Origin of the sequence: Paenibacillus haidiansis (genome assembly GCF_036553665.1) — a bacterium.
Lineage (GTDB): Bacteria > Bacillota > Bacilli > Paenibacillales > Paenibacillaceae > Fontibacillus > Fontibacillus haidiansis.
This window is the reverse complement of record NZ_JAZHPZ010000011.1, coordinates 68,497-89,188: the sequence shown is the minus strand read 5'-3', so window position 1 is coordinate 89,188 and position 20,692 is coordinate 68,497. Positions and strand designations below refer to the sequence as shown.

At 54.7% G+C, this 20,692-nt stretch carries 22 protein-coding genes; 8 read left to right on the top strand and 14 right to left on the bottom strand.

The genetic code is table 11. From position 1 onward, the window contains the following. Window positions 1-100 precede the first annotated feature (100 nt). The 4 genes from V3851_RS19225 to V3851_RS19210 all read right to left on the bottom strand — a co-directional run bounded on the left by V3851_RS19225 (window position 101) and on the right by V3851_RS19210 (window position 4,059). Window positions 101-961 carry a MurR/RpiR family transcriptional regulator gene (locus V3851_RS19225; protein WP_331848179.1) on the bottom strand — a complete coding sequence of 287 codons (861 nt, stop codon included), beginning with the start codon at window positions 959-961 and terminating at the stop codon, window positions 101-103. A gap of 14 nt (window positions 962-975) precedes the next feature. Then, on the bottom strand, window positions 976-1,926 hold the full coding sequence (locus V3851_RS19220) for an ROK family protein (protein WP_331848178.1): 951 nt from the start codon (window positions 1,924-1,926) through the stop codon (window positions 976-978). Window positions 1,927-1,974: 48 nt separating this feature from the next. Further along, window positions 1,975-2,673, bottom strand: a complete 699-nt coding sequence (locus tag V3851_RS19215) for an N-acetylmannosamine-6-phosphate 2-epimerase (protein ID WP_331848177.1) — start codon at window positions 2,671-2,673, stop codon at window positions 1,975-1,977. A gap of 192 nt (window positions 2,674-2,865) precedes the next feature. Next, window positions 2,866-4,059 (bottom strand): peptidylprolyl isomerase, encoded by a 1,194-nt coding sequence (locus tag V3851_RS19210; RefSeq protein WP_331848176.1) that lies wholly within the window; start codon window positions 4,057-4,059, stop codon window positions 2,866-2,868. Window positions 4,060-4,284: 225 nt separating this feature from the next. On the opposite strand from V3851_RS19210, the gene V3851_RS19205 reads away from it, so the two are divergent. From V3851_RS19205 to V3851_RS19195, 3 genes are all read left to right on the top strand, one after another. Further along, window positions 4,285-5,640, top strand: coding sequence for a dipeptidase (locus V3851_RS19205; protein WP_331848175.1), 1,356 nt, complete (start codon window positions 4,285-4,287; stop codon window positions 5,638-5,640). 177 nt (window positions 5,641-5,817) lie between these two features. Beyond that, on the top strand, window positions 5,818-6,726 hold the full coding sequence (locus V3851_RS19200; protein ID WP_331848174.1) for an ArsR/SmtB family transcription factor: 909 nt from the start codon (window positions 5,818-5,820) through the stop codon (window positions 6,724-6,726). A 7-nt stretch (window positions 6,727-6,733) separates the two neighbouring features. Further along, entirely contained in the window at window positions 6,734-7,999 is a 1,266-nt protein-coding gene (locus V3851_RS19195; protein ID WP_331848173.1) for an MFS transporter, read from the top strand. Between the two features lie 85 nt (window positions 8,000-8,084). On the opposite strand, the gene V3851_RS19190 is transcribed toward V3851_RS19195, so the two are convergent. The 3 genes from V3851_RS19190 to V3851_RS19180 form a co-directional block, all read right to left on the bottom strand. Beyond that, window positions 8,085-8,309 carry a helix-turn-helix domain-containing protein gene (locus V3851_RS19190; protein WP_009225122.1) on the bottom strand — a complete coding sequence of 75 codons (225 nt, stop codon included), beginning with the start codon at window positions 8,307-8,309 and terminating at the stop codon, window positions 8,085-8,087. Between the two features lie 116 nt (window positions 8,310-8,425). Further along, window positions 8,426-9,916, bottom strand: a complete 1,491-nt coding sequence (gene glpK / locus V3851_RS19185) for a glycerol kinase GlpK (protein ID WP_331848172.1) — start codon at window positions 9,914-9,916, stop codon at window positions 8,426-8,428. Window positions 9,917-10,016: 100 nt separating this feature from the next. Further along, a complete protein-coding gene (locus V3851_RS19180) occupies window positions 10,017-10,520 on the bottom strand; it encodes a MarR family winged helix-turn-helix transcriptional regulator (RefSeq protein WP_331848171.1) in 504 nt (167 codons plus the stop codon). Between the two features lie 178 nt (window positions 10,521-10,698). Here V3851_RS19180 and V3851_RS19175 point away from each other — a divergent pair, with 178 nt between their 5' ends. The 3 genes from V3851_RS19175 to nagA are packed head-to-tail and all read left to right on the top strand — an operon-like array spanning window position 10,699 to window position 13,483. Continuing rightward, window positions 10,699-11,559 carry a MurR/RpiR family transcriptional regulator gene (locus V3851_RS19175; RefSeq protein ID WP_331848170.1) on the top strand — a complete coding sequence of 287 codons (861 nt, stop codon included), beginning with the start codon at window positions 10,699-10,701 and terminating at the stop codon, window positions 11,557-11,559. A gap of 5 nt (window positions 11,560-11,564) precedes the next feature. Then, window positions 11,565-12,293 (top strand): glucosamine-6-phosphate deaminase, encoded by a 729-nt coding sequence (nagB, locus tag V3851_RS19170; RefSeq protein ID WP_331848169.1) that lies wholly within the window; start codon window positions 11,565-11,567, stop codon window positions 12,291-12,293. Further along, window positions 12,293-13,483, top strand: a complete 1,191-nt coding sequence (nagA, locus tag V3851_RS19165) for an N-acetylglucosamine-6-phosphate deacetylase (protein ID WP_331848168.1) — start codon at window positions 12,293-12,295, stop codon at window positions 13,481-13,483. The genes nagB and nagA overlap by 1 nt, the downstream gene beginning before the upstream one ends. A gap of 64 nt (window positions 13,484-13,547) precedes the next feature. Here nagA and V3851_RS19160 read toward each other — a convergent pair whose 3' ends face one another. After that, complete coding sequence (locus V3851_RS19160; RefSeq protein WP_331848167.1) at window positions 13,548-14,699, bottom strand: YhcN/YlaJ family sporulation lipoprotein; 1,152 nt, start codon at window positions 14,697-14,699, stop codon at window positions 13,548-13,550. A gap of 171 nt (window positions 14,700-14,870) precedes the next feature. Between V3851_RS19160 and V3851_RS19155 the strand changes: the two genes are divergently transcribed. Beyond that, complete coding sequence (locus V3851_RS19155) at window positions 14,871-15,803, top strand: NAD-dependent epimerase/dehydratase family protein (RefSeq protein ID WP_331848166.1); 933 nt, start codon at window positions 14,871-14,873, stop codon at window positions 15,801-15,803. Window positions 15,804-15,872: 69 nt separating this feature from the next. On the opposite strand, the gene V3851_RS19150 is transcribed toward V3851_RS19155, so the two are convergent. The 3 genes from V3851_RS19150 to V3851_RS19140 are packed head-to-tail and all read right to left on the bottom strand — an operon-like array spanning window position 15,873 to window position 17,697. After that, window positions 15,873-16,259 carry a hypothetical protein gene (locus V3851_RS19150; RefSeq protein ID WP_331848165.1) on the bottom strand — a complete coding sequence of 129 codons (387 nt, stop codon included), beginning with the start codon at window positions 16,257-16,259 and terminating at the stop codon, window positions 15,873-15,875. Window positions 16,260-16,278: 19 nt separating this feature from the next. Further along, window positions 16,279-17,346: a glycosyltransferase family 4 protein gene (locus V3851_RS19145; RefSeq protein ID WP_331848164.1), complete on the bottom strand. Its 1,068-nt coding sequence runs from the start codon at window positions 17,344-17,346 to the stop codon at window positions 16,279-16,281. Between the two features lie 18 nt (window positions 17,347-17,364). Then, complete coding sequence (locus V3851_RS19140; protein WP_331848163.1) at window positions 17,365-17,697, bottom strand: hypothetical protein; 333 nt, start codon at window positions 17,695-17,697, stop codon at window positions 17,365-17,367. Between the two features lie 189 nt (window positions 17,698-17,886). Between V3851_RS19140 and V3851_RS19135 the strand changes: the two genes are divergently transcribed. Then, the gene (locus V3851_RS19135) at window positions 17,887-18,519 is read left to right on the top strand and encodes a DUF1796 family putative cysteine peptidase (protein WP_331848162.1); all 633 of its coding nucleotides are present in this window, start codon (window positions 17,887-17,889) and stop codon (window positions 18,517-18,519) included. 71 nt (window positions 18,520-18,590) lie between these two features. Here the strand turns inward: V3851_RS19135 and V3851_RS19130 are convergent, their stop codons facing one another. From V3851_RS19130 to V3851_RS19120, 3 genes are all read right to left on the bottom strand, one after another. Beyond that, window positions 18,591-18,785 carry a hypothetical protein gene (locus V3851_RS19130; protein WP_331848161.1) on the bottom strand — a complete coding sequence of 65 codons (195 nt, stop codon included), beginning with the start codon at window positions 18,783-18,785 and terminating at the stop codon, window positions 18,591-18,593. Then, entirely contained in the window at window positions 18,782-20,017 is a 1,236-nt protein-coding gene (locus V3851_RS19125; protein WP_331848160.1) for a glycosyltransferase family 4 protein, read from the bottom strand. Before V3851_RS19125 ends, V3851_RS19130 begins: the two co-directional genes overlap by 4 nt. Before the next feature lie 186 nt (window positions 20,018-20,203). After that, the gene (locus tag V3851_RS19120) at window positions 20,204-20,638 is read right to left on the bottom strand and encodes a hypothetical protein (protein WP_331848159.1); all 435 of its coding nucleotides are present in this window, start codon (window positions 20,636-20,638) and stop codon (window positions 20,204-20,206) included. Window positions 20,639-20,692 lie beyond the last annotated feature (54 nt).

Here is a 20,692-nt window from a genome sequence, read left to right as displayed (position 1 = left end):
AACGCTTCAAAAGCAAAAGAACATGCCCGGACTTGGCCGTCGCAGCGCCCTCGTCCGATCATGTTCTTACCCGCGGAACATTTTCAAATCCCCTTGTAGCTCAATACAGTTTGTCCGTGATGGCTTTGGCCGTCATTTCCCTGAATTTCAGCGCCTCGTCCTTCATTCTGAACGCGACGCCGGTATGCAAAATGTCGACGATCGCCAATTGGGAAATTTTTGCGGACATCGAGCTGCCTTGCAGCGGGCTTTCCCGAGCCACCATCAGCAGCACGATATCCGCCAGCTTGGTGATCGGGGATATCGCGTTGCTTGTAATGACCAAGATGTCGGCTCCGGCTTGCTTCGCCAAAGCCAAGGTTTCCATCGTATCCTTCGTGCTTCCGGAAACCGAAATTCCGACCGCGACGTCCCCTTGCTTTATGAGTGAAGCCTCCATCGCCTGAAAATGCGGATCTGTTACCGCCTGACTGCGCTTGCCGATCCGGGTGAAGCTGTGCGCGGCCTGAAGGGCCGTCAGCCCGGAGGAGCCGACTCCGAAGAAGTTGATATTTTCCGCGCGGTGAAGCAGAGCGATCGCTTGCTCCAGGCGCTCGGAATTCACCAGCTCCGAGGTTTGCTCCAGCACTCCGACATGCATGGAGATAACTTTGCGGTTCAACGCCGAAGCGTCGTCGTTCTCCGTGATTTCATGCGATATCCGGTCGGAAGGCTTGACCAGATCCTGGGCGAGCGTAAGCTTGAAATCCTGGAATCCGTGAAATTTCAATTTGCGGCATAAGCGCAGCACCGTCGTTTCGCCCACATCCGCCTTTTCCGCCAGCTCCGTAACCGAGTAATAGATGACATCCTGGGCGTTGTCCAGAATGAAACGGGCCACTTTTTGTTCCGTCTTGGTCAAACCGTTCAAATGGCTGCGGATCGATAACAGCGTTTTTCCCATGCCTTGTTCGTTCGGCAATCCGATCTCCTCTTTCAATCCGATTTGATAAAATACCCCGCTACCGCTCCGATGACCCCGCCGTCATTGCCGAGCGCGGCCGGAACGATCGGGATTTCCTCCGCGGCATCTTTATAGACCGGAAGAAGCAGCCCGGCAACGGCTCCCCGCACCCGGTCGAACAGGAAATCTCCCTGCTGCGTAACGGCTCCGCCGATCACGATGCCCTGCGGATTAAACAGATGAATCAAATTCGCCAAACCGATGGCGATATAGTTTGCATATTCGTTGACAAGCGTTAGCGCGGGGCCGTACCCTTCTCTGGCGCTGCCGAAAACTTTGGTCGGCGTGGCCAGCAGCTCCGCTTCTCCCTTGATCTCCCGCGTCATCCTCATCAGCGCCGTCACCGAAGCGTACTGCTCCCAGCATCCGGTCCGGCCGCAGTTGCATGGAATTCCGCCATGTTCGACGACATGGTGTCCGAATTCGCCCGCGAAGCCGTCCCTGCCCCGGTAGGGCTCGCGGTCCAGGATCAAACAGCCGCCGACCCCGGTCCCGAGCGTGACGCAGACAAAATCGCGCCACTCGCGGCCGGCGCCCGCCCAAGCTTCGCCGAATGCCATCGCATTGGCGTCATTGTCAACGGCAACGGGCAGCCCGGTGCGGGACTCCAGGCGGACCGCCAATTCCATGCCGGCCCAGCCCGGCAAATTCGCCGTGGCCCCTATGACGGCCCCCTTCTCCCGGCTGACTTGCCCGGCGGAGCCGACGCCGACGCCGCGGATGCGCCAGTCGTGCTTCATAGCATGCTCCCGCAGGGCCAGCACGATTTCGGACAGGCGGTCCATCAGCGCCTCCCCGCCTCTGTGGGCTTCGGTGGGCAGGCTGAGGCGATGGATGACGGTTCCGTCGCGGGCGACCAGCCCCGCCTTGATATTCGTCCCGCCGAGATCCAGACCGATTGCCGCTTCGCCTTGTGAACTCATATTGGCAACACACTCCCAACCTTAGGTTTGTCTTCCTTAGCGAAGAGATCATTCATCAATAAATTGAGCCATCGCTTCGGTGTATTTTCTGGTGATGGTATCCGGTCTTGTAATCGCGCCTCCGACAACCACGGCAAAGGCCCCTTCCCGCAAACAGCGGACCGCTTGCTCGGGAGTATGAATCCGCCCTTCGCCTAATACCGGAATGGACACGCGGCGGCTAAGCTCGGCGATCAGCTCAAAGTCGGGATCGCTTGACTGCGGACTGTAGGGCGTGTAACCGGACAGTGTTGTGGAAATGAGATCGAAACCGGCCTGCTCGGCGGCGATTCCCTCCTCCGTCGTCGATACGTCCGCCATCAGCAGCACCTCGGGATGGGCCCGTTTGGTTTCCCGAACGATCGTCTGCAAGGGGACGCCGCCCGGACGGTCGCGCAGCGTCGCGTCCATGGCCACGATATCGGCTCCGGCGGCGATGACCTCCTCTACTTCCCTAAGCGTAGGCGTGATGTATACTTCGTATCCGTCGTAATCCTGTTTCCATAGCCCGATTAACGGCAGCTTCGTTACGGCCTTAATCGCTTTGATGTCGGCCGGGGTATTCGCCCGGATCCCGACCGCGTCGCCCGCTTCGGCGCAGATCGCGAATTTGGCCATGTATTCGCCGCCGTAGAACGCTTCGCCTTCAAGCGCCTGGCAGGAAACGATCAGCCCGCCCTGAAATGATGCAATAATGGGATTTTTCATGATGGGATATTATCTCCTTTTTATAATAAAAAAGTGGTTATTTTCTTCAGTATAGCTAGAGGCATCCGATCCGTAAACCCCCATTTCCGGGTTTGCTCCGCGAAAAAGAAAGATTCCCTCGCTCCTAAGCCTTGCGGCCAAACGAAAAAAAGGGAAGCGCTATGGCTTCCCTTTGTGCATTCCTGCGATATCTTATTCGGCGGTATTCGCTCCGCTCTCCGCGTCGGCTGCCGCTCCGGTATCGGCTGCGGCACCGGCTGCCGCATCGGCGTCGTCGGCCGTGTCGGTCAGCTTATTCGTGATATTTGCCTTACTCTTGATGTCCTCCATCCATGTTCCCGACAATTGGGATACTTGCTGGGCGACCAGCCCTTCGCGGATTTCATCCTTCTTCTCTTCCAAGGTGGCGGTATGGGCTTCCTTACGGTCGGTCAGCTTGATGACCTCATATCCGGCGCTCGTCTTCACCGGTTCGCTGATTTCATCCTTGGCCAGTTTGAAGGCCGCTTCCTCGACCGCTTCCTCCATCTCGCCGCGGGCAAAGAAATCGGTGTCTCCGCCGTTCGCTTTCGTCGCTTCATCCAGCGATTTGCTCTTCGCCAGTTCGGCAAAGTCCTTGCCGGCCTTGAGCTCCTTAATGACTTCCTGGGCTTCCGCTTCCGTCGCCACCAGAATAATCGAAGTACGTACCTGCTCCGGCGTATTGAAGGATTCTTTGTTGTCTTCAAATGTTTGTTTGATCTGGTCGTCGGTAACCGTCACTTGCGGTTCGAGCAGCTTGGTCAAGAGCGCGTTCATTTGGATATTTTCACGCAGTTGCGCAAGCGTCATGCCGTTGGCCACCAGCGCCTGATTCAAATTGTCCTCGGAGCCGAAAGACTCGATATATCCTTGGATCTCCTTATCGACGTCGGCTTCCGTAACCTCGACATTGGCCTTCTGAGCTTCCTGGCGAATGAGCTCTTTCGTGATCAGCGTGTCGAGCGCCGCTTCGCCGCTGCCGTATGTGACCAGTTCATTATAGAGCTGATCTTTCGTAATTTCGATGCCGTTGACGCTGGCTACGGCCTCCGCTTTCTTCGCGGCAAATGGAGGATTGATCAGCGCTGCAACCAGCAGTACGGCCAGTACAAGCGATACGATCGGCCACACCAATTTGGCCCCCGGCTTCCGGCTTGCCCCTTCCTCCGCGGAATCCCGGTGATCGGGATCCAAGGATGATACGGAAGCGATGTCTTGATTTTTATCCTCGGCGGTTTGATCGTCAAGGACGGCATCGGTATCCTCAAAAGAGGCCTGTCCGCCGTCAGCCTTGTCCTCGGACGTATCCGGCTGGTCCTGCGGCCCCTTAATTTCTTGTAAATCCTTATTATCTTTGTCTTCCATTTGTCTACATGACTCCCTTCATTTATAAAAAGCTTTCTACTTTATGACTTTAACAGAATTATGTCCGGCTTACCTTAAGGAATTATAAAAAAAGGTGAAATATTTTTAAGTTTATTTTAAGGTGCCTGCTCCGATTCATGACAAAATAACGGGCCGGCCATTCGTGTTATAGGCCAAAAAGGTGTAAAATAATGGGGAGAACATGTTCAGGAGGAACTGACCAAGATGGATTATCAAGCATATTTTCAAAAAAACAGGGATGTGCATCTGCAAGAACTCGGCGAATTGATCCGCATTCCGAGCATTTCCACCTCGTCCGAGCATAAGGGCGACGTTCTGAACGCGGCGAAATGGGTTGCCGATTCCCTGCGGCGCGCAGGAATGGAAAACGTTGAGGTATATCCGACGGAAGGTCACCCCGTCGTTTACGGAGAACATCTTCATGCTCCGGGCAAGCCGACCGTATTGGTTTACGGCCATTATGACGTGCAGCCGGTCGACCCTGTCGAGCTGTGGGATACCCCTCCGTTCGAGCCGACCATCCGGGACGGCAAGCTGTATGCCCGCGGTGCCACGGACGATAAAGGCCAAATGTTCATGCATGTCAAAGCGGTGGAAGCGATTCTGAGTCAGGAAAAAGAACTGCCCGTCAATATCAAATTCTGCATTGAAGGCGAAGAGGAAATTACGAGCCCGAATCTGCCCTCTTTCCTGGAAGCTAACCAGGACAAGCTTGCGGCCGATGTGGTGCTGATCTCCGACACGCAGCTCCTCGAACCCGGCAAGCCGGCGATCTGCGTCGGGCTGCGCGGCCTCTGCTCGCTTGAAGTGACAGTACGGACCGCCAACACCGACCTGCACTCCGGCACGTTCGGCGGCGGCGTTCCCAACGCGCTGCACGCTTTGGTCGCTTTGCTGTCCTCGCTGCATGACGACCAGGGGCGCGTAGCGGTCGAAGGCTTCTACAAAGGCGTTCCCGAGCTGACGGCGGATTTGCGGAAAGAATTTGACAAGCTGCAATTCAATGAGGAGAAGCTGAGAGCCGACCTTGGGCTGGATACGCTCTTCGGGGAGGAAGGCTACAGCTTCATCGAGCGGACCGGCGTTCGCCCGACGCTGGAGCTCAACGGGGTGTACGGGGGCTTCCAAGGCGAAGGCACCAAGACGGTCATTCCGAAGGAAGCCCACGCCAAAATCACCTGCCGGCTGGTCGGAGACCAGGATCCGCAAGATATCCTGGACAAGATTGAGGCCCATCTCAACAGCCGGGTGCAGCCCGGCGCGAAGCTGGACGTGAGACAAACCGAGCGGGCACGCGCCTTTACGATCGATCCGTCCAACCCGCTGTTGCAAAAAGCGGCCGACGCCTACGGACGGGTTTACGGCACCCGTGCGCTGTTTACGAACGACGGCGGCTCCATCCCGATCGTCGCGACCTTGTCCCGCGTCTTGTCGGCACCGGTCGTCATGATGGGCTTCGGCCTGCCGGACGAAAATCTGCACGCCCCGAACGAACACTTCAACCTGGAGAATTTCGACAAAGGGCTCTTGACCATCGTGGAGTATTTGAAATCCCTGTAACAAAACAGTAACAAGCAAACAACCGTCCTGATCGGAATCAGGACGGTTGTTTTATTTTGGATACTGAGGCACTGGAAAAATATCCTTGCCGCTTTTAATTAGTTCGAATATAATATAACAAAAGTTTAGTTCTATAAATATAGAACACAATAAAGCGAAAGGAATTGTATATCCGTGATGAGTTATAAAGTGGAAGTCGATTTCGCCCCGGTTTATGAATGCATCGCCAGCCTGACGGCTTTTGCCAGCAAACAAAACCATCATGCCATGGATGAAGGGAAGCTGTGGGTCCGTGAGGTTCAAGGGCATTTTGCGCCGATCGTGCTGCAAAAAATGCGGAGTTCCATGAAGAAGCTCGAGGACTTCAGCCTTTCCCCGTATGTATGGAACTGCCCCGGCGAGCGTTCCGTGCCGGAGTTTCTGGATTGGCTAGACGGATTGTCAACCGGTCAGTTATACGACATCTCCGCGAGCTGCGGGCAATCCGTCCCTTCCAATCTTCCCGAGCTGCGAAGTCTTGCTTTGGAGGTGCTGCGGGAATGGGACACCCATTATTTCAGCGGCATTAATCCGGACATTATCACAGGATTGGCGCAGGCGGCCGCTTCGTTAAGGGCATCGTTGGACGAGTCAAACGGTATGGACGTCTGCGAGAAAGCTACGGGAGGAATGAGGTTTTATCCGGACGGCGCCCTGAAGCGCATCGTCCTCGTCCCCCAATACCATGCGCGCCCCCTTGTCACTTCCAGCATCTATGATGAAATTATTTTTTCCCATTATCCCTGCGACGCCATCCCTCCGGCACCCGGACATCCCGCGCCGGGCCTGCTCAGACTGACACGCGCCCTGTCGGATGAAACGCGCCTGTGCATTCTGCGCCTGTTATCGCGGAGCCAGATGACTTTTACGGAAATTGTCAAGGAAATCGGGTTGTCCAAAAGTACGATTCATTATCACTTGATCGCTCTCCGGGCGGCGGGGCTGGTTATTATACATTACCGTTCCGTTAAAAATGTGGAATACAGCCTGCGTTTGGAAGCCCTGAACGGTCTCCCGTCCCAAATCGGAGATTTCCTGAAAGGTTGATGCATCGATGAAAAACCGCAGTTATTCGGGCCTGCTGGCTACGATTACGCTGAGCGGCTTTGGCGATACCTTTGGCCTCTTGGCCATGGAATGGATGATTTACGAGCTGACCGGCTCCAAGCTGGCGATGGGTACGCTCGCCCTTTGCTCCGGGATTCCCGAGCTGACGCTGCGGCTGCTCGGTTCGCCGCTTGCTGACCGGTTTCCCCGCGAGCGGTTCATGGCCGCCCTTGCCGCCGTGCGTCTGATCGCCATAGCCCTGCCGCTCGTAGCCGGCCTGACCGGCCATTTGCAGCTATGGCACTTGTTCGCCGCCGCGGTGCTTAGCGGTTCCTGCGCGGCCCTGTTTATGCCGACGGCGATGGCCGTCGTACCGAATGTGGCGGACGGCCGCAAGCTGGTGCGCGCCTTCGCCGTGATCGACGGCGCCAGGAACGCCGCCGCCCTGCTCGGCCCCGCCCTCGCGGGCGCCGTCACGGCGGCCAAGGGAGCGCTGCCCGCGCTCGGGGTTAACGCCGCTTGTTACGCCCTGGCGATCGCCACGCTGATGTACCTGCCCAAAAGCCGCGATCAAACCGGCCGAACGGCCGCATTTTCCATCCGGGCCTATGTCCGGGAAATCGCCGAGGGCTTCTCCTTCTATAGGCACTTTCCCGCGATGCTGGCCATCATGGGAATGGTCTCCGTCTCCAATATGAATTCGATGGCGGTCTGGACGATGATGGTGCCTTATGTACGGGAAGTTTTGCATGGTGACGCGGCGGCCGTGGGCACCATGACGACTTTTTCCGCTTTGGGGACTTTGGCCGGACTCGCGGTCATTTCCTTAATCCGCGAAATCGAGCGGCGCCGCGCGGTGATGCTGTGCAGCCTTGCCGCAATCGGCCTTTTCAACATCATTCCGGGAGTCATTCCGAATTATTATGTTGCCCTGGCCGCCTTTTTTGCCGCCGGTGCGGCCGGACCCTTTTTCGGCTCGCTAAGCTCTTCGCTGCACGGAAAGCTCGTTCCCGCCCATCTTCAGGGCCGGGTCAATTCGATCCGCTTTCTGATCGGAGGCAGCCTGGCGCCCGTCGGGGCATTTGCCGGCGGATTGCTTGCCGAGCTATACGGCGTCCCTGTCTTGTTTGTTTCCGCGGGCCTCCTGACGCTTGTATGTTCCTGTATAGCTCTGCTCATTCCGGGATTAAAGGCGCTCAACGGAAGTTTGGCCGAGCTTGAAGGGAAGCTTCATTTCCGCCCCGCCGCCGACAGCAATGCCTTGGCGGAATAACGGCCGACTAATAAACAAAAAACCTTCTTTCCTCTCCGCCGAAGCGGACGAAGAAAGAAGGTTCACGGTTCGTCCCCTAAAACCGTCAAATTTTCAATTCCCCAAGCTTGATCAGCTCAACAACCGCCTGCGCACGACCTTTGACGTTCAATTTCTGCATTACATTTGAAATATGATTCCGAACGGTTTTCTCGCTGATAAACAGCTGGCCCGCAATGTCGCGCGTCGTTTTATCCTGCACGAGGAGTTCGAAAACTTCCCGCTCACGATGAGTTAACAGAAATTTGCTGTTACGATCGCTGCTCTTCAAATGCGTCACCCCTCCTTGCTCGGGTTTTATGGTTTAACAAGGTTAAGGGATACAGTCAACACATCTTATGAAGAAACAGAGGCGATGGTGCCGTAAGAAGCCAAAATGGGCGGCCCCTATTTAAAGGCCATTGCAGCGCGGACCGCCTTCTTCCAGCCGCCGTAAAGCGCTTCCCGCGTAGGCGCGTCCATGCTTGGCTCAAAGCGGCGGTCGAGGCTCCAGGTACGGCATATTTCGTCCCGGTCGTTCCAATACCCGACGGCCAGTCCGGCCAGGAAAGCGGCCCCCAGCGCCGTCGTCTCGCGCACGACGGGTCGCTCCACCGGAACGTCGAGAATGCCGCTTTGAAACTCCATCAGAAAGCCGTTGGACACCGCTCCTCCGTCCACGCGCATTTTGCCGACGGTAAATCCCGAATCCCGCTCCATCGCGGCGAGAATATCTTTGGTCTGGTACGCCAGAGACTCCAGCGTCGCCCGGATGAAATGCTCCTTTGTCGTCCCGCGCGTCAGCCCGAATACGGCACCGCGTACATCGCTGTCCCAATACGGGCTGCCGAGGCCGACAAAGGCGGGAACGACATACACGCCTTCCGTCGAGGTCACTCGAGAGGCGTAAATCTCGCTGTCCTTCGCCTCGCGGAACATTCTGAGCCCGTCGCGGAGCCACTGGATCGCCGAGCCCGAGATGAAGATGCTGCCTTCGAGCGCATATTCCACCTTACCGCCGATGCCCCAGGCGATGGAGGTGACGAGTCCGTGCTCCGAGGCCACCGGCTTCTCACCCGTGTTCATCAGCATGAAGCAGCCGGTTCCGTAGGTCGTCTTGAGCATGCCCTCCTCGAAGCAGGTTTGGCCGAACAAGGCGGCTTGCTGATCCCCGGCCGCGCCGGCGATCGGAACCTCCTCTCCGAAGAAATGGTAAGGCACCGTTGTGCCGTAAATTTCCGAAGAGGAACGGACTTCCGGGAGCATCGCCTTCGGCACGTCGAGCAGCTTCAGCAGCTCGTCGTCCCATTCCAGCTCATGAATATTAAACATCAGCGTCCGCGAGGCGTTGGAGTAGTCCGTGACATGCAATTTCCCTCCCGACAGCTTCCAAATCAGCCAAGTGTCGATCGTCCCGAAGAGGAGCTCGCCCTTCTCCGCGCGCTCTCTGGCGCCGGGGACGCGATCCAGAATCCATTTCACCTTGGTGCCGGAAAAATACGGATCGATCAACAGCCCCGTCTTCGACCGGAACCGCTCGCCGTTCCCCGAGGCCGTCAATTGTTCGCAAATGTCCGCCGTCTGGCGCGACTGCCAAACAATGGCCGGATAGACGGGGTTGCCCGTCTCTTTGTCCCACACTACCGTCGTTTCGCGCTGGTTGGTAATGCCGATTCCGGCAATCTGCCTCGGTTTGATCCCGGATTCCGACAGGCAGGCGGCGATGACGGCAAGGATGGATCCCCAGATTTCGTTCGGCTGCTGCTCCACCCATCCCGGCTGCGGGAAATATTGCGGGAACTCACGCTGGGCGGAATGAACGACGGCTCCCTTCCGGTTGAAAATAATCGCCCGTGAGCTGGTCGTGCCTTGATCCAGTGCCAACATATACTTTTCCAATCGCGATTCCTCCAATACTCGCTTCTTTAGCTATTCATATGATCCAAAACCAATCTTCCTTCTTCTTAAAAAAAAGCTTGCCACAGCGGCAAGCTCTTTTTTAACTCTCTCTTCGACAGTCACTGTCCCCTTGGGATTGCGAAATATCCGTATCCCTGTGCGCAAATTTCTCGATGATGTTCAGCAAAACCTCTTGCTCATGCGGGGTCAAGTCGGCCAGATAAGACTCGAGGACTTTGCGCGACCGTTTTTCGGCTTTACGCAATACCTCCGCCCCAAGCTCGGTCACGGACAACAGGACCGACCGTCGATCCTGCTCGTCATGCCGCCGTTCCACATAACCGCTCTGCACCAGGCGATCGGTCATGACCGTAATCGCGCTTGGTTTGACCTCAAGCCGTTCCGACAGATACCGCACATTGCAGCATTTTTTCTTGGCGATGATGGTCAGCATATGAAATTGAGGTCCGGTTAAGCCGAGCTCTCGATGATGCATGATTTGGCTTTGCATTTTGCGGGATGTCTTCGACCAATTGCTCAGAAGCCGCTCGATATACCCGTCAAGATTATGATCCACAAACCAGCCCACCTCTAAAAAAATCATAGGATGCTTACCCTAAGTGTAGTATTTACCCGGCGAAAAGACAAGGATTCCGTCCATTTCATGCGAAAATCCCTTGCTTTCCCAGTGAGAAGGGCTTATGATGAAATCGAAATAATTTTCATAATAATCACAAAATATATAGAAATAATTTTCTTATATGATTTGGTAGGTGAATTCAATGCCGACTCCGATTTTGCATGCCGTTTCAAGCAATCTGGAAACACTCCCTCCCCAGGAGCGGCGGCTGGGAAAATATATACTGAATGCCCCCTCCTCCGTCATTCATCAAGGCATCACGGAATTGGCCAATATTTGCGGCATTAGTCCGTCGACGGTGACGCGGTTTTGCAAAACCTTTCATTTTAAGGGCTTTCCCGATTTTAAAATGAAGCTGGCCGGCGAGCTGGCCCATCAAACGCCGCAAAACCAATATCAGGACGTTATCGCGGGCAACGACCTGGAGAAAATCGTCCAGGCTATGGAAGCCAACCATCTCGCCTCGATTACGGACACCACCCGCCTGCTGGATATGAACGAGCTGCGCCGGGCGGTGGAGAGCCTCTGCCAAGCGGGCCGCATTGACCTGTACGGGGTGGCGACTTCTTCGATCATCGCACAGGACTTCTATCAGAAGCTGATCCGGATCGGGAAAAATTGCACGGCCTTCGCCGATTCGCATATGCAAATCACCTCCGCCTCCTCGCTTGGAGCGGGCGATGTGGCATTGGCGATCTCCTACAGCGGCGAAACGCCGGAAACGATCGACGCGCTCCGCTGCGCCAAGGACAGCGGCGCCCTGACGATCTCGCTGACCCAGTACGGCAACAGCAGCCTCGCTTCGCTGGCCGATATAGCTTTATTCTCCTCATCGCTCGAGGAAGGTATGCGCCGGGGGGATATGGCTTCGCGGATCGCGCAGCTGCACGTGGTCGATATTTTGTTTACCGGTATGGTGAGCACGGAATTTGAAGATTTTATCCCCAAGCTGGAAAGTTCGTACCAAAATGTCCAAATATACAGGAAGCACAGGGAGGTTTAACAAGGATGCTTAACATTATCAAGGTAAAAGGGGAGCAGTTGTTTAACGAAACCGGAGCAGGCATTATCGCCAGTCTTCTGCAATCCAATCCCCGGGCGGTGTTGGGGCTGGCCACCGGCAGCACTCCCGTAGGCGTTTATCAAAAGCTGATCGAGCTGTATCGCGAAGGCGTGGTCAGCTTCAAGCAGGCCAGCAGCTACAATCTGGACGAGTATATCGGGCTATCCGCGGACCATCCGCAAAGCTACCGTAAATTCATGAACGAGAAGCTGTTTAATCATATCGACATTCCGCTGGAGAACACCCATGTTCCTTCCGGCACCACGGCCGTTCCGGAGGAAGCCGCCGCCGAATACAACCGGCTGTTGGGAGCCGTCGGCCAAATCGACCTGCAGCTTCTCGGATTGGGTCACAACGGCCATATCGGATTCAACGAGCCGGGCGAGGAGCTTCAGGGGCCGACCCATATCGTGGAGCTCGATGAGCGGACCCGGCAGGCGAACGCGCGCTTCTTCCGCTCGATCGACGAAGTGCCTACCCATGCGATCACGATGGGAATAGGCTCGATTTTGCAAGCCAAACAAATTCTGCTTATGGCCAAAGGCGAAGATAAGGCCGAAATCGTCGCCCGCGCGCTGAAAGGCCCGATCACGACGAAATGTCCGGCCTCCTTCCTGCAAACCCATCCCAATGTCGTGGTTGTGCTTGATCAAGCGGCAGGGGGGTTAGTCTGATGACGGATCGGAGCGATCGCAATTTCCGGATACTTCACGGCGAGGTCGTAACGCCGCGAGGAACGTTCCATGACGGCGCCGTAGCGGTCCGGAACGGGATCATTACCTATGTCGGATCGACCGCAGGACTTCCCGAGGGAACCGGGGAACAAGCCGAAACGATCGCTGCCAAAGGCGGATACGTGTTGCCCGGCTTCATCGATGTGCATGTGCACGGAGGAATGCTGGAGGATTTCTCCGTACCGAGCAAGCAGGCGTTTGACGCGATCACTAAACTGCACTGCAGCCAGGGGACGACCTCGATGCTGGCCACAACGATGACGCTGCCCAAAACGGTTATTGAAGAAGTGCTGGCACAGGTTCACAGTTATAGGAGCGGTGATATGCCTTATGCCAAGCTGGCGGGGGTTCATTTGGAGGGGCCTTTCATTAGCCCGAAATGGCCCGGAGCGCAAAATCCGGCCCATATCGTGCCGCCGAACCGGGACTGGGTGGAAGCGTGGGAAGAACGTTATCCCGGGCTGATCAAGCAGGTTACCTTCGCCCCCGAACGCGAAGGCGCCCACGACCTGATCCGGTATTTGCGCAGCAAGGGTATCGTGGCCGCTGCCGGACATACGGATGCGACTTATGAAGAAATCATGGCCGCCGTCGAGGTCGGTCTGCACCATGCCGTGCACGCCTTTAACGCCATGACCCCGTTCCATCACCGCAAACCGGGAACGGCGGGCGCGGTTCTCAGCTCTCCGGCGATCAGCGCGGAAATCATCGCCGACGGCATTCATGTCCACAAGGCCGGGATTCAATTGCTTGCCGAAGTCAAGAAGAATCATAACCTTCTGCTGATCACGGACGCGATGTCGGCGGCGGGCCTTGGCGACGGAGAATATATGCTTGGCGACCTTCCCGTCGTCGTCAAAGACAATGTCTGCACGCTGAGGGACAGCGAAGGAACGCTGGCCGGCAGCACGCTGACCATGATCCGCGGCTTCCGCCACCTCGTCCGGGAAATCGGGCTCAGCGTGGAGCGGGCATCGGAAGCAGCCAGTCTAAATCCGGCCAAGCTGATTCGAATCGATCATCTCACCGGTTCGGTCGAAACCGGGAAACAGGCGGATTTACTGCTGCTTGACGGCGAGGATCTTGAATTGCATAAAGTTTGGGTAGAAGGCCGTTTGTTCCGGGGATAAACAAAACAAAGCGTGGTTCGAACAAGTTGTTGTCGTCTTGTTCGCCACGCTTTTTTTGTTCAAATCAGCGGGTTACGCCGCCGGAATATCCGCCCGTTCCGACTCCGGTACGGTTAATACCCGTCGTTCCGGTAGTGCCGTTCGTCGTCGGCGCATAGCCGCTCGGGCCGGTCATCGTGCCGTTGCGCGATGGGAATACGCGATCGATCATTCTTTGAAAATCGGCAATATATCCGTGCAGGGTTGCTCCTCCACGCGTTTGGGTAGCATAAGTGCCCACTTGGCTTACGAAATCGGGATTGCCCGATACATATACATTGCGGATATGCGGAGCGGTCTTTTTAACGATATTGGACACCTCGTCCTTCACATGCTGCGGCACATTGTCCGTTACAGTTCCGGCTACGGTTCCGTTCCCAACGCCGTTAAATGTTCCGGTCCCTGTTCGGGTCCCCATAGTGCCGTTGGTTGTACCCAGTCCCCGAATATTACCGGTGCCCGTCACGCCACCCAGTCCCATGCCTCGGTTCGTACCCGTAACGGTCCGGCCCGTCAGCCCGGTTGTTCCATCCAGTCCCATGCCTCGGTTCGTGCCCGTAACCGTATTCCGGCCCGTCAGCCCGGTCGTTCCACCCAGTCCCATGCCTCGGTTCGTTCCCGTAACCGTATTTCGGCCCGTCAGCCCGGTTCCGCCGCGTGCCATATCATACAGGCTGCCGGCCACGCCGGAACGCCCGCCCGCCAGGTTGCCGGCAAGGCCGTTATCCCCGGCGCCGCGGGTGCCGTAATTGGCTCCATAAGGGCCGCCGAAGTTAGTCGTTCCACGACCCGCGCCCATTCCCGTCGACATGCCCGTAACCCGGCCATTCGTACCGGTAGTAGTACCGATATTGTTGCCATGAAGCGTCAAAGCTACATAAGCGTCGCGATCCGTCACCACAACATGAGCGGTTTGCACATCCTTCAAGCCGGCCACCTTGTTGCTGAGCGCAGGGCTATACTTTAAAGTGCGAATTCGTTCGGCTTGGCCGTTGCCGGCGCTGCGGGTAAACATACGATTGCCTTGCGGCAACGAATTTACGTCATAATTCCGGCCATTGTTATTGCGCACATTCTGCGTCCGCACATTATTGTCCGTAGTACAGCCCGTCAGACCGACCAGGCCGGCTACCAGGGCTGCGGATAATGACAAGCTGACGAATTTGGCTCTTCGCATGTAGTCATCCCCTTATTTATTATTGAATTGATGATGAACAGGATTTAGGATGCGCCGTTTCGACTACCGGGATACAGGTAAACTTAACCGATCACGTCTTTTGTCCAATGCCAAAGAACCACAGCCTTCATAGGATACGTATTATGCGTGTTATAAGGGAGGCCATGAGAAGTGAAGACAGCGGTCGTAACCGGCGGGGCCGGATTTATCGGCTCCCATCTTGTCGGCATGTTGATCCGCCGGAACGTGGATGTTCATGTCATCGACAATCTGAGCACGGGCCATAAAGAAAAGGTGCCTCAAGAAGCGGCATTTTATGAGGAGGATATCCGAAGCGACAAAGCACGGGATCTTATTCGGGATATCGGACCCGATGCGGTAATCCATCTGGCCGCCCAGGCCGATGTGGGGCAATCGGTCAACAATCCGTGCTTTGACATGGATGTCAATGTTCGGGGAACGATAAACCTGTTGGAGGCTTGCCGCTTGGCCTCGGTGCGGAAATTTATTTTCGCCTCCACATCCGGAGTTTACGGCGATTTGGATAAAGAAATCCTTACCGAGCTTGACCCGGTTAAACCGATATCCTTTTACGGGTTATCCAAGCTGGCGGCCGAGCACTATATTCGGATGTACGATAAATTTTTCGATATTCCTTATACGATCCTGCGTTTTGCCAATGTGTACGGCCCCGGCCAGAATGCGCACGGAGAGGGCGGGGTCATCGCCATTTTTATGGATCGAATCAGCAAAGGTCTTTCGCTCCCGGTCAATGGGGACGGGATGCAAACCCGGGATTTTGTTTATGTGGAAGACGTGGCTGAGGCGATTGCGGCGGCCGTTCAATTTGGAAATCGGGACACGATTCATGTAAGTACAGGGGTGAAAACTTCAATAAATCAATTGATCCAACTGCTTGGCGATATTCATCCCTATTGGTTTGAAGTCACCCACCGGCCGGCGAGACCGGGGGATATCATGCATAGCTGTCTGTCCAACTTAAAGGCCCGCAATCACTTGCAGTGGAACCCGGTTCATTCGGTACGGTCTGGACTGGAGAAGACGTACTCGGAATGGTTGTCCTCACCTGCTTCAAATGGATAATCGAACAAAAAACAAGCTGACATCGCGCTTCCTGCACGATGCCAGCTTGTTTTTTATAAAGCGTCGTGTTTACTCCACCGGGAAAACGGAGCCCTGCAGCGAATAAGGTCCCGTAATGATTCCTCTGCTTTCGGAAGAACGCACTGTCAAATAATAATGCTGGATTGGAGCAACCCCGACATCCGTTACGGTTTCCATGGAATAGGCTCTTTCAAAGCAGGTTTCCAAATTCCAGTAGATCACCGGCCCGTCCGGTGTGTCCTTGCGGATTCTGAATTCCATTTCTCCCGTATCCCAATGGATCGGCTTTTCCCAACCGACATCCATTCTCAGCACCAGCCGGTCCCCGGGGTTAATGTGCATCATGGTAACCGAGGTAAGTACGATCTCGTCCGCTCTTACCAAAAAAGGAGGAAATGTTCCCGCCGCCGTACCGACCTTGTGGATATATTTCATTTCACTTCCTCTCCCTTCCTCAAATTTGACCAAGCATACCGATAAAGTTACGGCAATAGACATCGGCATTGAATTCCGTTTGGACATGCAGCAGTGCCCCTGCCTGGATATTCCGGCGCAAATCGGCGTTTTCGATCAACTCCACGGCTTCTTTGACGGCATGCTCGATATCCCCCAGCCTGTAATTTTTGCCCGTAATATTGTGTATGACCGAAGAGTAAACCCCGTCGCAATCGCTCGCCAGGACCGGACATCTGCAGCTCATGGCCTCCAACACCGCAAGCGGCGAACCCTCCATTTTGGAGGTGGAGCAGAGAAAGCCGCCGGAATCCCCGATTGCGGAAAAATGCCCCATCATTTCCTTGTTCGGCACATTGGAACGCAAAGTCAGGCGCTTCTTCAACCCTAGTTGATTGATTATTTCCGCAAACTGTCCCCTTTCCGCCGCGTTCGACAGGTTGATATCCTCGAACATCCATAAACGGAGCTTGGGATAAAAATAACTTAAGGCGTGGCCAATGTATAAAAATTCGCGCCAATTTTTATTGTCTTCGATTCTTCCCAACCAGGCGATAATCGGCGAGTCCGGAATATTTCCTCGCTGGGTCCGATAAGTAAAACGAATGGAATCGAAGCAATTGTTAAATTGAAAAAGCGGGATTTCCGGATACAGCTCCTGAAATAAAGAGGCAATATGAGGGGTATTCGGATTCAGCAGGGCGGAGGCATGGGCTTTGACATATGGTTCGGCGATCTTCAATTGTTTGCGGGCCACTTCTTCCGGTCCGTACCCCTGAATTTCCAGAATCATTTTGCCTTGGTACCCCAGATTTCTGAACCGTTCGAAACAAGTATGGTCGGTCGTCACGACCACGAAATCGTAATTTCTTGACCGTAAAATAAGGCTGGTCTCGGCATCGTTCCGCGTCACATAAACCGGAAAGTCTTCAAAGTCCTGCAGGCCCGCACCCCAATCGTAATACAGGCAATCCGCTTGAATTCCGTAGCGGCGCAAGGCAAGGCAGCGCTGACGGTTCAAGGTGTGCACGCCCCCGCTAGGCAGATAAAATACGAATAGGACTTTCACCGTCTTCACCCCGGCGTATTAGTATTCTCGGATCGCATCCTCCTGCGTGAAGATGGCCACATGCTGTCCATCGTTCCAGGCAAATAGCGTCAATCCGGTATGTTCGTAAGTTGGAGCATTCGTCACGATAATCAGATCAAACGGATCATACTGGGTCATAATCCGCGAAGAGGAGAACGTACCGCCTTGTTCCAGATAATAGAGCCCCCGGTAGATCGGACCTTGTGGCGCATAGCCAAGCAGAAGAAATTCAAAGCTTTCCCCATAATTGGTTAGCTCCAACGTAAGAAATTGAATATAACGCGGATCGATCTTGCTGTTTACAGCGGATTTAATACGCAATATGGACATGTCAATCCTCCCGCAGACCTTAGTCTTTTGTGTCATGATATGCTTTTCCCATCCAAAAGTACGGGCGTATTTCAGACGGAACGGCACCCAAATTCATAAAGGAATAAACGTCTATCCAAACAAAAAATTCCTCTCGGCATTTAATAGAACATGCCCCTGCATTCTATGCGTAGAAAGGTAGTGCTTTCCATGCGTCTATTCGATATCCAAAAGCCCTATCATGCGATCTATAGTCTAGGAGATCTTTGCACGGTCTCGATCCAGTTGGAGAGAAACGGGCTCCGCCCTTACGCCGGTCCGCTGGATTGGATGGCTTCCTACAGCCTGCCCGATGTCATTCGGCTGCTTGGCAACCGGTTCGCGGGATTTATGGATTATGACCATTTGGTCGTCGAAAAGCAAGTAAGCGACAAACTATATCTGGTCAAAGAAACCTATTATAACGTTTACTCGAACCATGATTTCTTTACCCATAACAACACATCGCAGCATTTGGCCGCCTACCCTGAAGTCAAAGCCAAATATGACCGACGGGTTCAGCGTTTCCTGGAAAAAGCGCAAACTTCCCCTTCGAATCTATTTATTCGGACCGGCGGAACGTTTGCGGAATTGGAAGCTCTTCGGGGCGTGCTGGCGCAGCTTGTTGCCCATTCTTTTGATATTTTGCTGGTAAATCACACTTCCGTTCAGGGCATTGTCGAAGAAGCTTGTCCGGTGGAGAATTGCTGTTCCATTCAGCTTCCCGACGGCGAAGTTCTGAGAGGGAACGATCATTTATGGGAAAAGGTGCTGAGCGGAATCCGACTGGTGGAGGAAGCTTGAAAAACGGCCTTTTGAACGGCGCAGGGCCTTCCGTCAGGAGAGCCCTGCGTTTTTGTTTCACCGTTTCGCACTTATTTCACATGGCAATCAGTACGGGACAGCACGGGCAAATCCGGCAATTGATAGTCTTTGGGTAATGAAGCAACAATCTTGTTCCATAACGCATAGTCAACAAGCAGCTCGGAATGGGAGACTTGGGTGGCAAAAATCCGGTTATACAAGTCTCCGGGGACTTGGTACGGTTTGGGAAAGCGGTCCTCCATCATTCATACCTCCCGATCGGGTTATATAGCGCGAGATTATATATAGAAAGCAGCCGCGAAATCATCGCGTCCAATGACCAGTGAACACTGCCCCAGGCTTGGGCGTTCCTCCCAAGCTCCTTCCGCGAAACCTCATTCTCAAGCAGAATATTCAATTGTTCCGATAAGACCAGAGGATTGTTGACGGGTGAAATCAGACCGGTTCTTCCGTGTTCCACCATTTCCGGCAGTCCGCCGGCCGACGAGACGCAGACGGCCAGACCGGCGATCTGGGCCTCCATCACCGAGAACGGTTGATTGTCCTGAATGCAGGAATGGACAAAAATATCGGAGTTCAAGAGCAGGGCCGGCACATCCGATCGTTCCCCCAGAAACAGGACATCCTCCTGCAATTGCAGCCCTGCGGCCTGATTCTCCAATTCGGTCCGCTGCTCCCCATCTCCCACGATCCAGCAGACCCAGTCCCGGCGCTTGCATTTCAACAGTCCCAGTGCGGAGATCAAGACATTGATTCCTTTCACTGCGGCCAGCCTGGCCGGAAAAATGATGACTTTCTTACCGGAGGGACGCCGGAGCGAAGTACCCTCGCCGGCCTTTCTCCAGAACTGATCCATATCGAGCCCATACTGAAATGCGGCCACACGGGAGGCGGGAACTCCGAACTCACGGATCAGCATATTTCTCTGGGCATGATTGGCCGTAATCGTCAAATTCCCGGACATGGCGCCGTAATGCTCGATCGACTCGAAATATTTCCAGGCGGGGGAATCCTCGTTTATATTGAGCTGCGGGTTGCTCCGGAAATGATTCCTAAGCTCGGTAGCCACCGAACCGTGAAGATGAGCGATAAGCGGAATATGTGCCGGTTTCACCCGGCTCAGCGCTCTGGCGGAAAAAATATCCTGCGTATGGATCAGGTCATAGCTTTCGAGTCCGAAATAAGCGGCGGATAATTCCATTAAGTAGCGGTCCCGCTCATAAAAATCGATCAGCGGGTCTCCATGCAACAACGGGGCGTGCTCCGCATCCAGCTTGGCGGCCAGCAAAGGCTGGAGCCCCGCCTTTGGCAGTTCCATTCCCCGGTTCCAGATATGGAATCTGCTGTAATCCGGGCTGTTGCCCAGCAGATCGACTTCATGCCCCATCGCCTCTAGGCGCTCCTTGATCTGGGTCATAAATTTCCACACTCCGCCGACATGGGGGATCAGCCAGTAGGTTGCAAGCAGGATCTTCATGCCTTCTCCTTCCTATGCGCTCCGTCTGATCGGCGGAAGCATAACTTGATACAATTCGAACGATATTACAATATATTTGGCGTCAATATCTCAGGACACGTCAAACGCCCTGCGCATAGAAAAACGACGCCGGATGTACCGGCGCCGATTTACTGTAAATGGCATTATACGGATTCAATAGACGGATTAAACGGCGGGTTGGGAATAAGCGGCGGCGATAAGAGCTTCAGGGCCTACCCGGGTCGGAGTAGCCGTAGTGGAACTAGCGGAAACAACGGCTTGATAGATAAGGAAACCATCGGGATTCGGCGGTTGGAAATCGGCTCCTGCAACCGTAAAGGCGAAAGTCCCACCTTCTCCGGATATATTAGGGAACCCTTCAGTAACCGTGTAAATGGGAACCGTCCCCAGCGACGAAATACGGTTGATCGTAATAGTAATATCAGTTGGGGCCGTAGACGTTACGGAAATGGTAACCGTTGCGGAGAACTGGACCTCCAGCTGCGGGCCTGCGGCCGCAGTATTCAATCCCAGAGTGCCAAATACGGCCGGCGTTGTTGTGACCGCAGTCCCTCCCACCGAGTTAACCGCTACTTGGCTGTCAAGAAATTGAGTTGGCATCTAAATCTACCTCCTTTCATAGTATCATATGCACTGCGGAAGTTTCTGAATGGA

Excerpts from the sequence above, each read along its gene's own strand:
- V3851_RS19220 (WP_331848178.1), bottom strand. The coding sequence starts at position 1,926 with ATGAGTTCACAAGGCGAAGCGGCAATCGGTCTGGATCTCGGCGGGACG.
- V3851_RS19215 (WP_331848177.1), bottom strand. The coding sequence starts at position 2,673 with ATGAAAAATCCCATTATTGCATCATTTCAGGGCGGGCTGATCGTTTCC.
- V3851_RS19210 (WP_331848176.1), bottom strand. The coding sequence starts at position 4,059 with ATGGAAGACAAAGATAATAAGGATTTACAAGAAATTAAGGGGCCGCAG.
- V3851_RS19205 (WP_331848175.1), top strand. The coding sequence starts at position 4,285 with ATGGATTATCAAGCATATTTTCAAAAAAACAGGGATGTGCATCTGCAA.
- V3851_RS19200 (WP_331848174.1), top strand. The coding sequence starts at position 5,818 with ATGAGTTATAAAGTGGAAGTCGATTTCGCCCCGGTTTATGAATGCATC.
- V3851_RS19195 (WP_331848173.1), top strand. The coding sequence starts at position 6,734 with ATGAAAAACCGCAGTTATTCGGGCCTGCTGGCTACGATTACGCTGAGC.
- V3851_RS19180 (WP_331848171.1), bottom strand. The coding sequence starts at position 10,520 with ATGATTTTTTTAGAGGTGGGCTGGTTTGTGGATCATAATCTTGACGGG.
- V3851_RS19175 (WP_331848170.1), top strand. The coding sequence starts at position 10,699 with ATGCCGACTCCGATTTTGCATGCCGTTTCAAGCAATCTGGAAACACTC.
- nagB (WP_331848169.1), top strand. The coding sequence starts at position 11,565 with ATGCTTAACATTATCAAGGTAAAAGGGGAGCAGTTGTTTAACGAAACC.
- nagA (WP_331848168.1), top strand. The coding sequence starts at position 12,293 with ATGACGGATCGGAGCGATCGCAATTTCCGGATACTTCACGGCGAGGTC.
- V3851_RS19160 (WP_331848167.1), bottom strand. The coding sequence starts at position 14,699 with ATGCGAAGAGCCAAATTCGTCAGCTTGTCATTATCCGCAGCCCTGGTA.
- V3851_RS19150 (WP_331848165.1), bottom strand. The coding sequence starts at position 16,259 with ATGAAATATATCCACAAGGTCGGTACGGCGGCGGGAACATTTCCTCCT.
- V3851_RS19140 (WP_331848163.1), bottom strand. The coding sequence starts at position 17,697 with ATGTCCATATTGCGTATTAAATCCGCTGTAAACAGCAAGATCGATCCG.
- V3851_RS19135 (WP_331848162.1), top strand. The coding sequence starts at position 17,887 with ATGCGTCTATTCGATATCCAAAAGCCCTATCATGCGATCTATAGTCTA.
- V3851_RS19130 (WP_331848161.1), bottom strand. The coding sequence starts at position 18,785 with ATGATGGAGGACCGCTTTCCCAAACCGTACCAAGTCCCCGGAGACTTG.
- V3851_RS19125 (WP_331848160.1), bottom strand. The coding sequence starts at position 20,017 with ATGAAGATCCTGCTTGCAACCTACTGGCTGATCCCCCATGTCGGCGGA.
- V3851_RS19120 (WP_331848159.1), bottom strand. The coding sequence starts at position 20,638 with ATGCCAACTCAATTTCTTGACAGCCAAGTAGCGGTTAACTCGGTGGGA.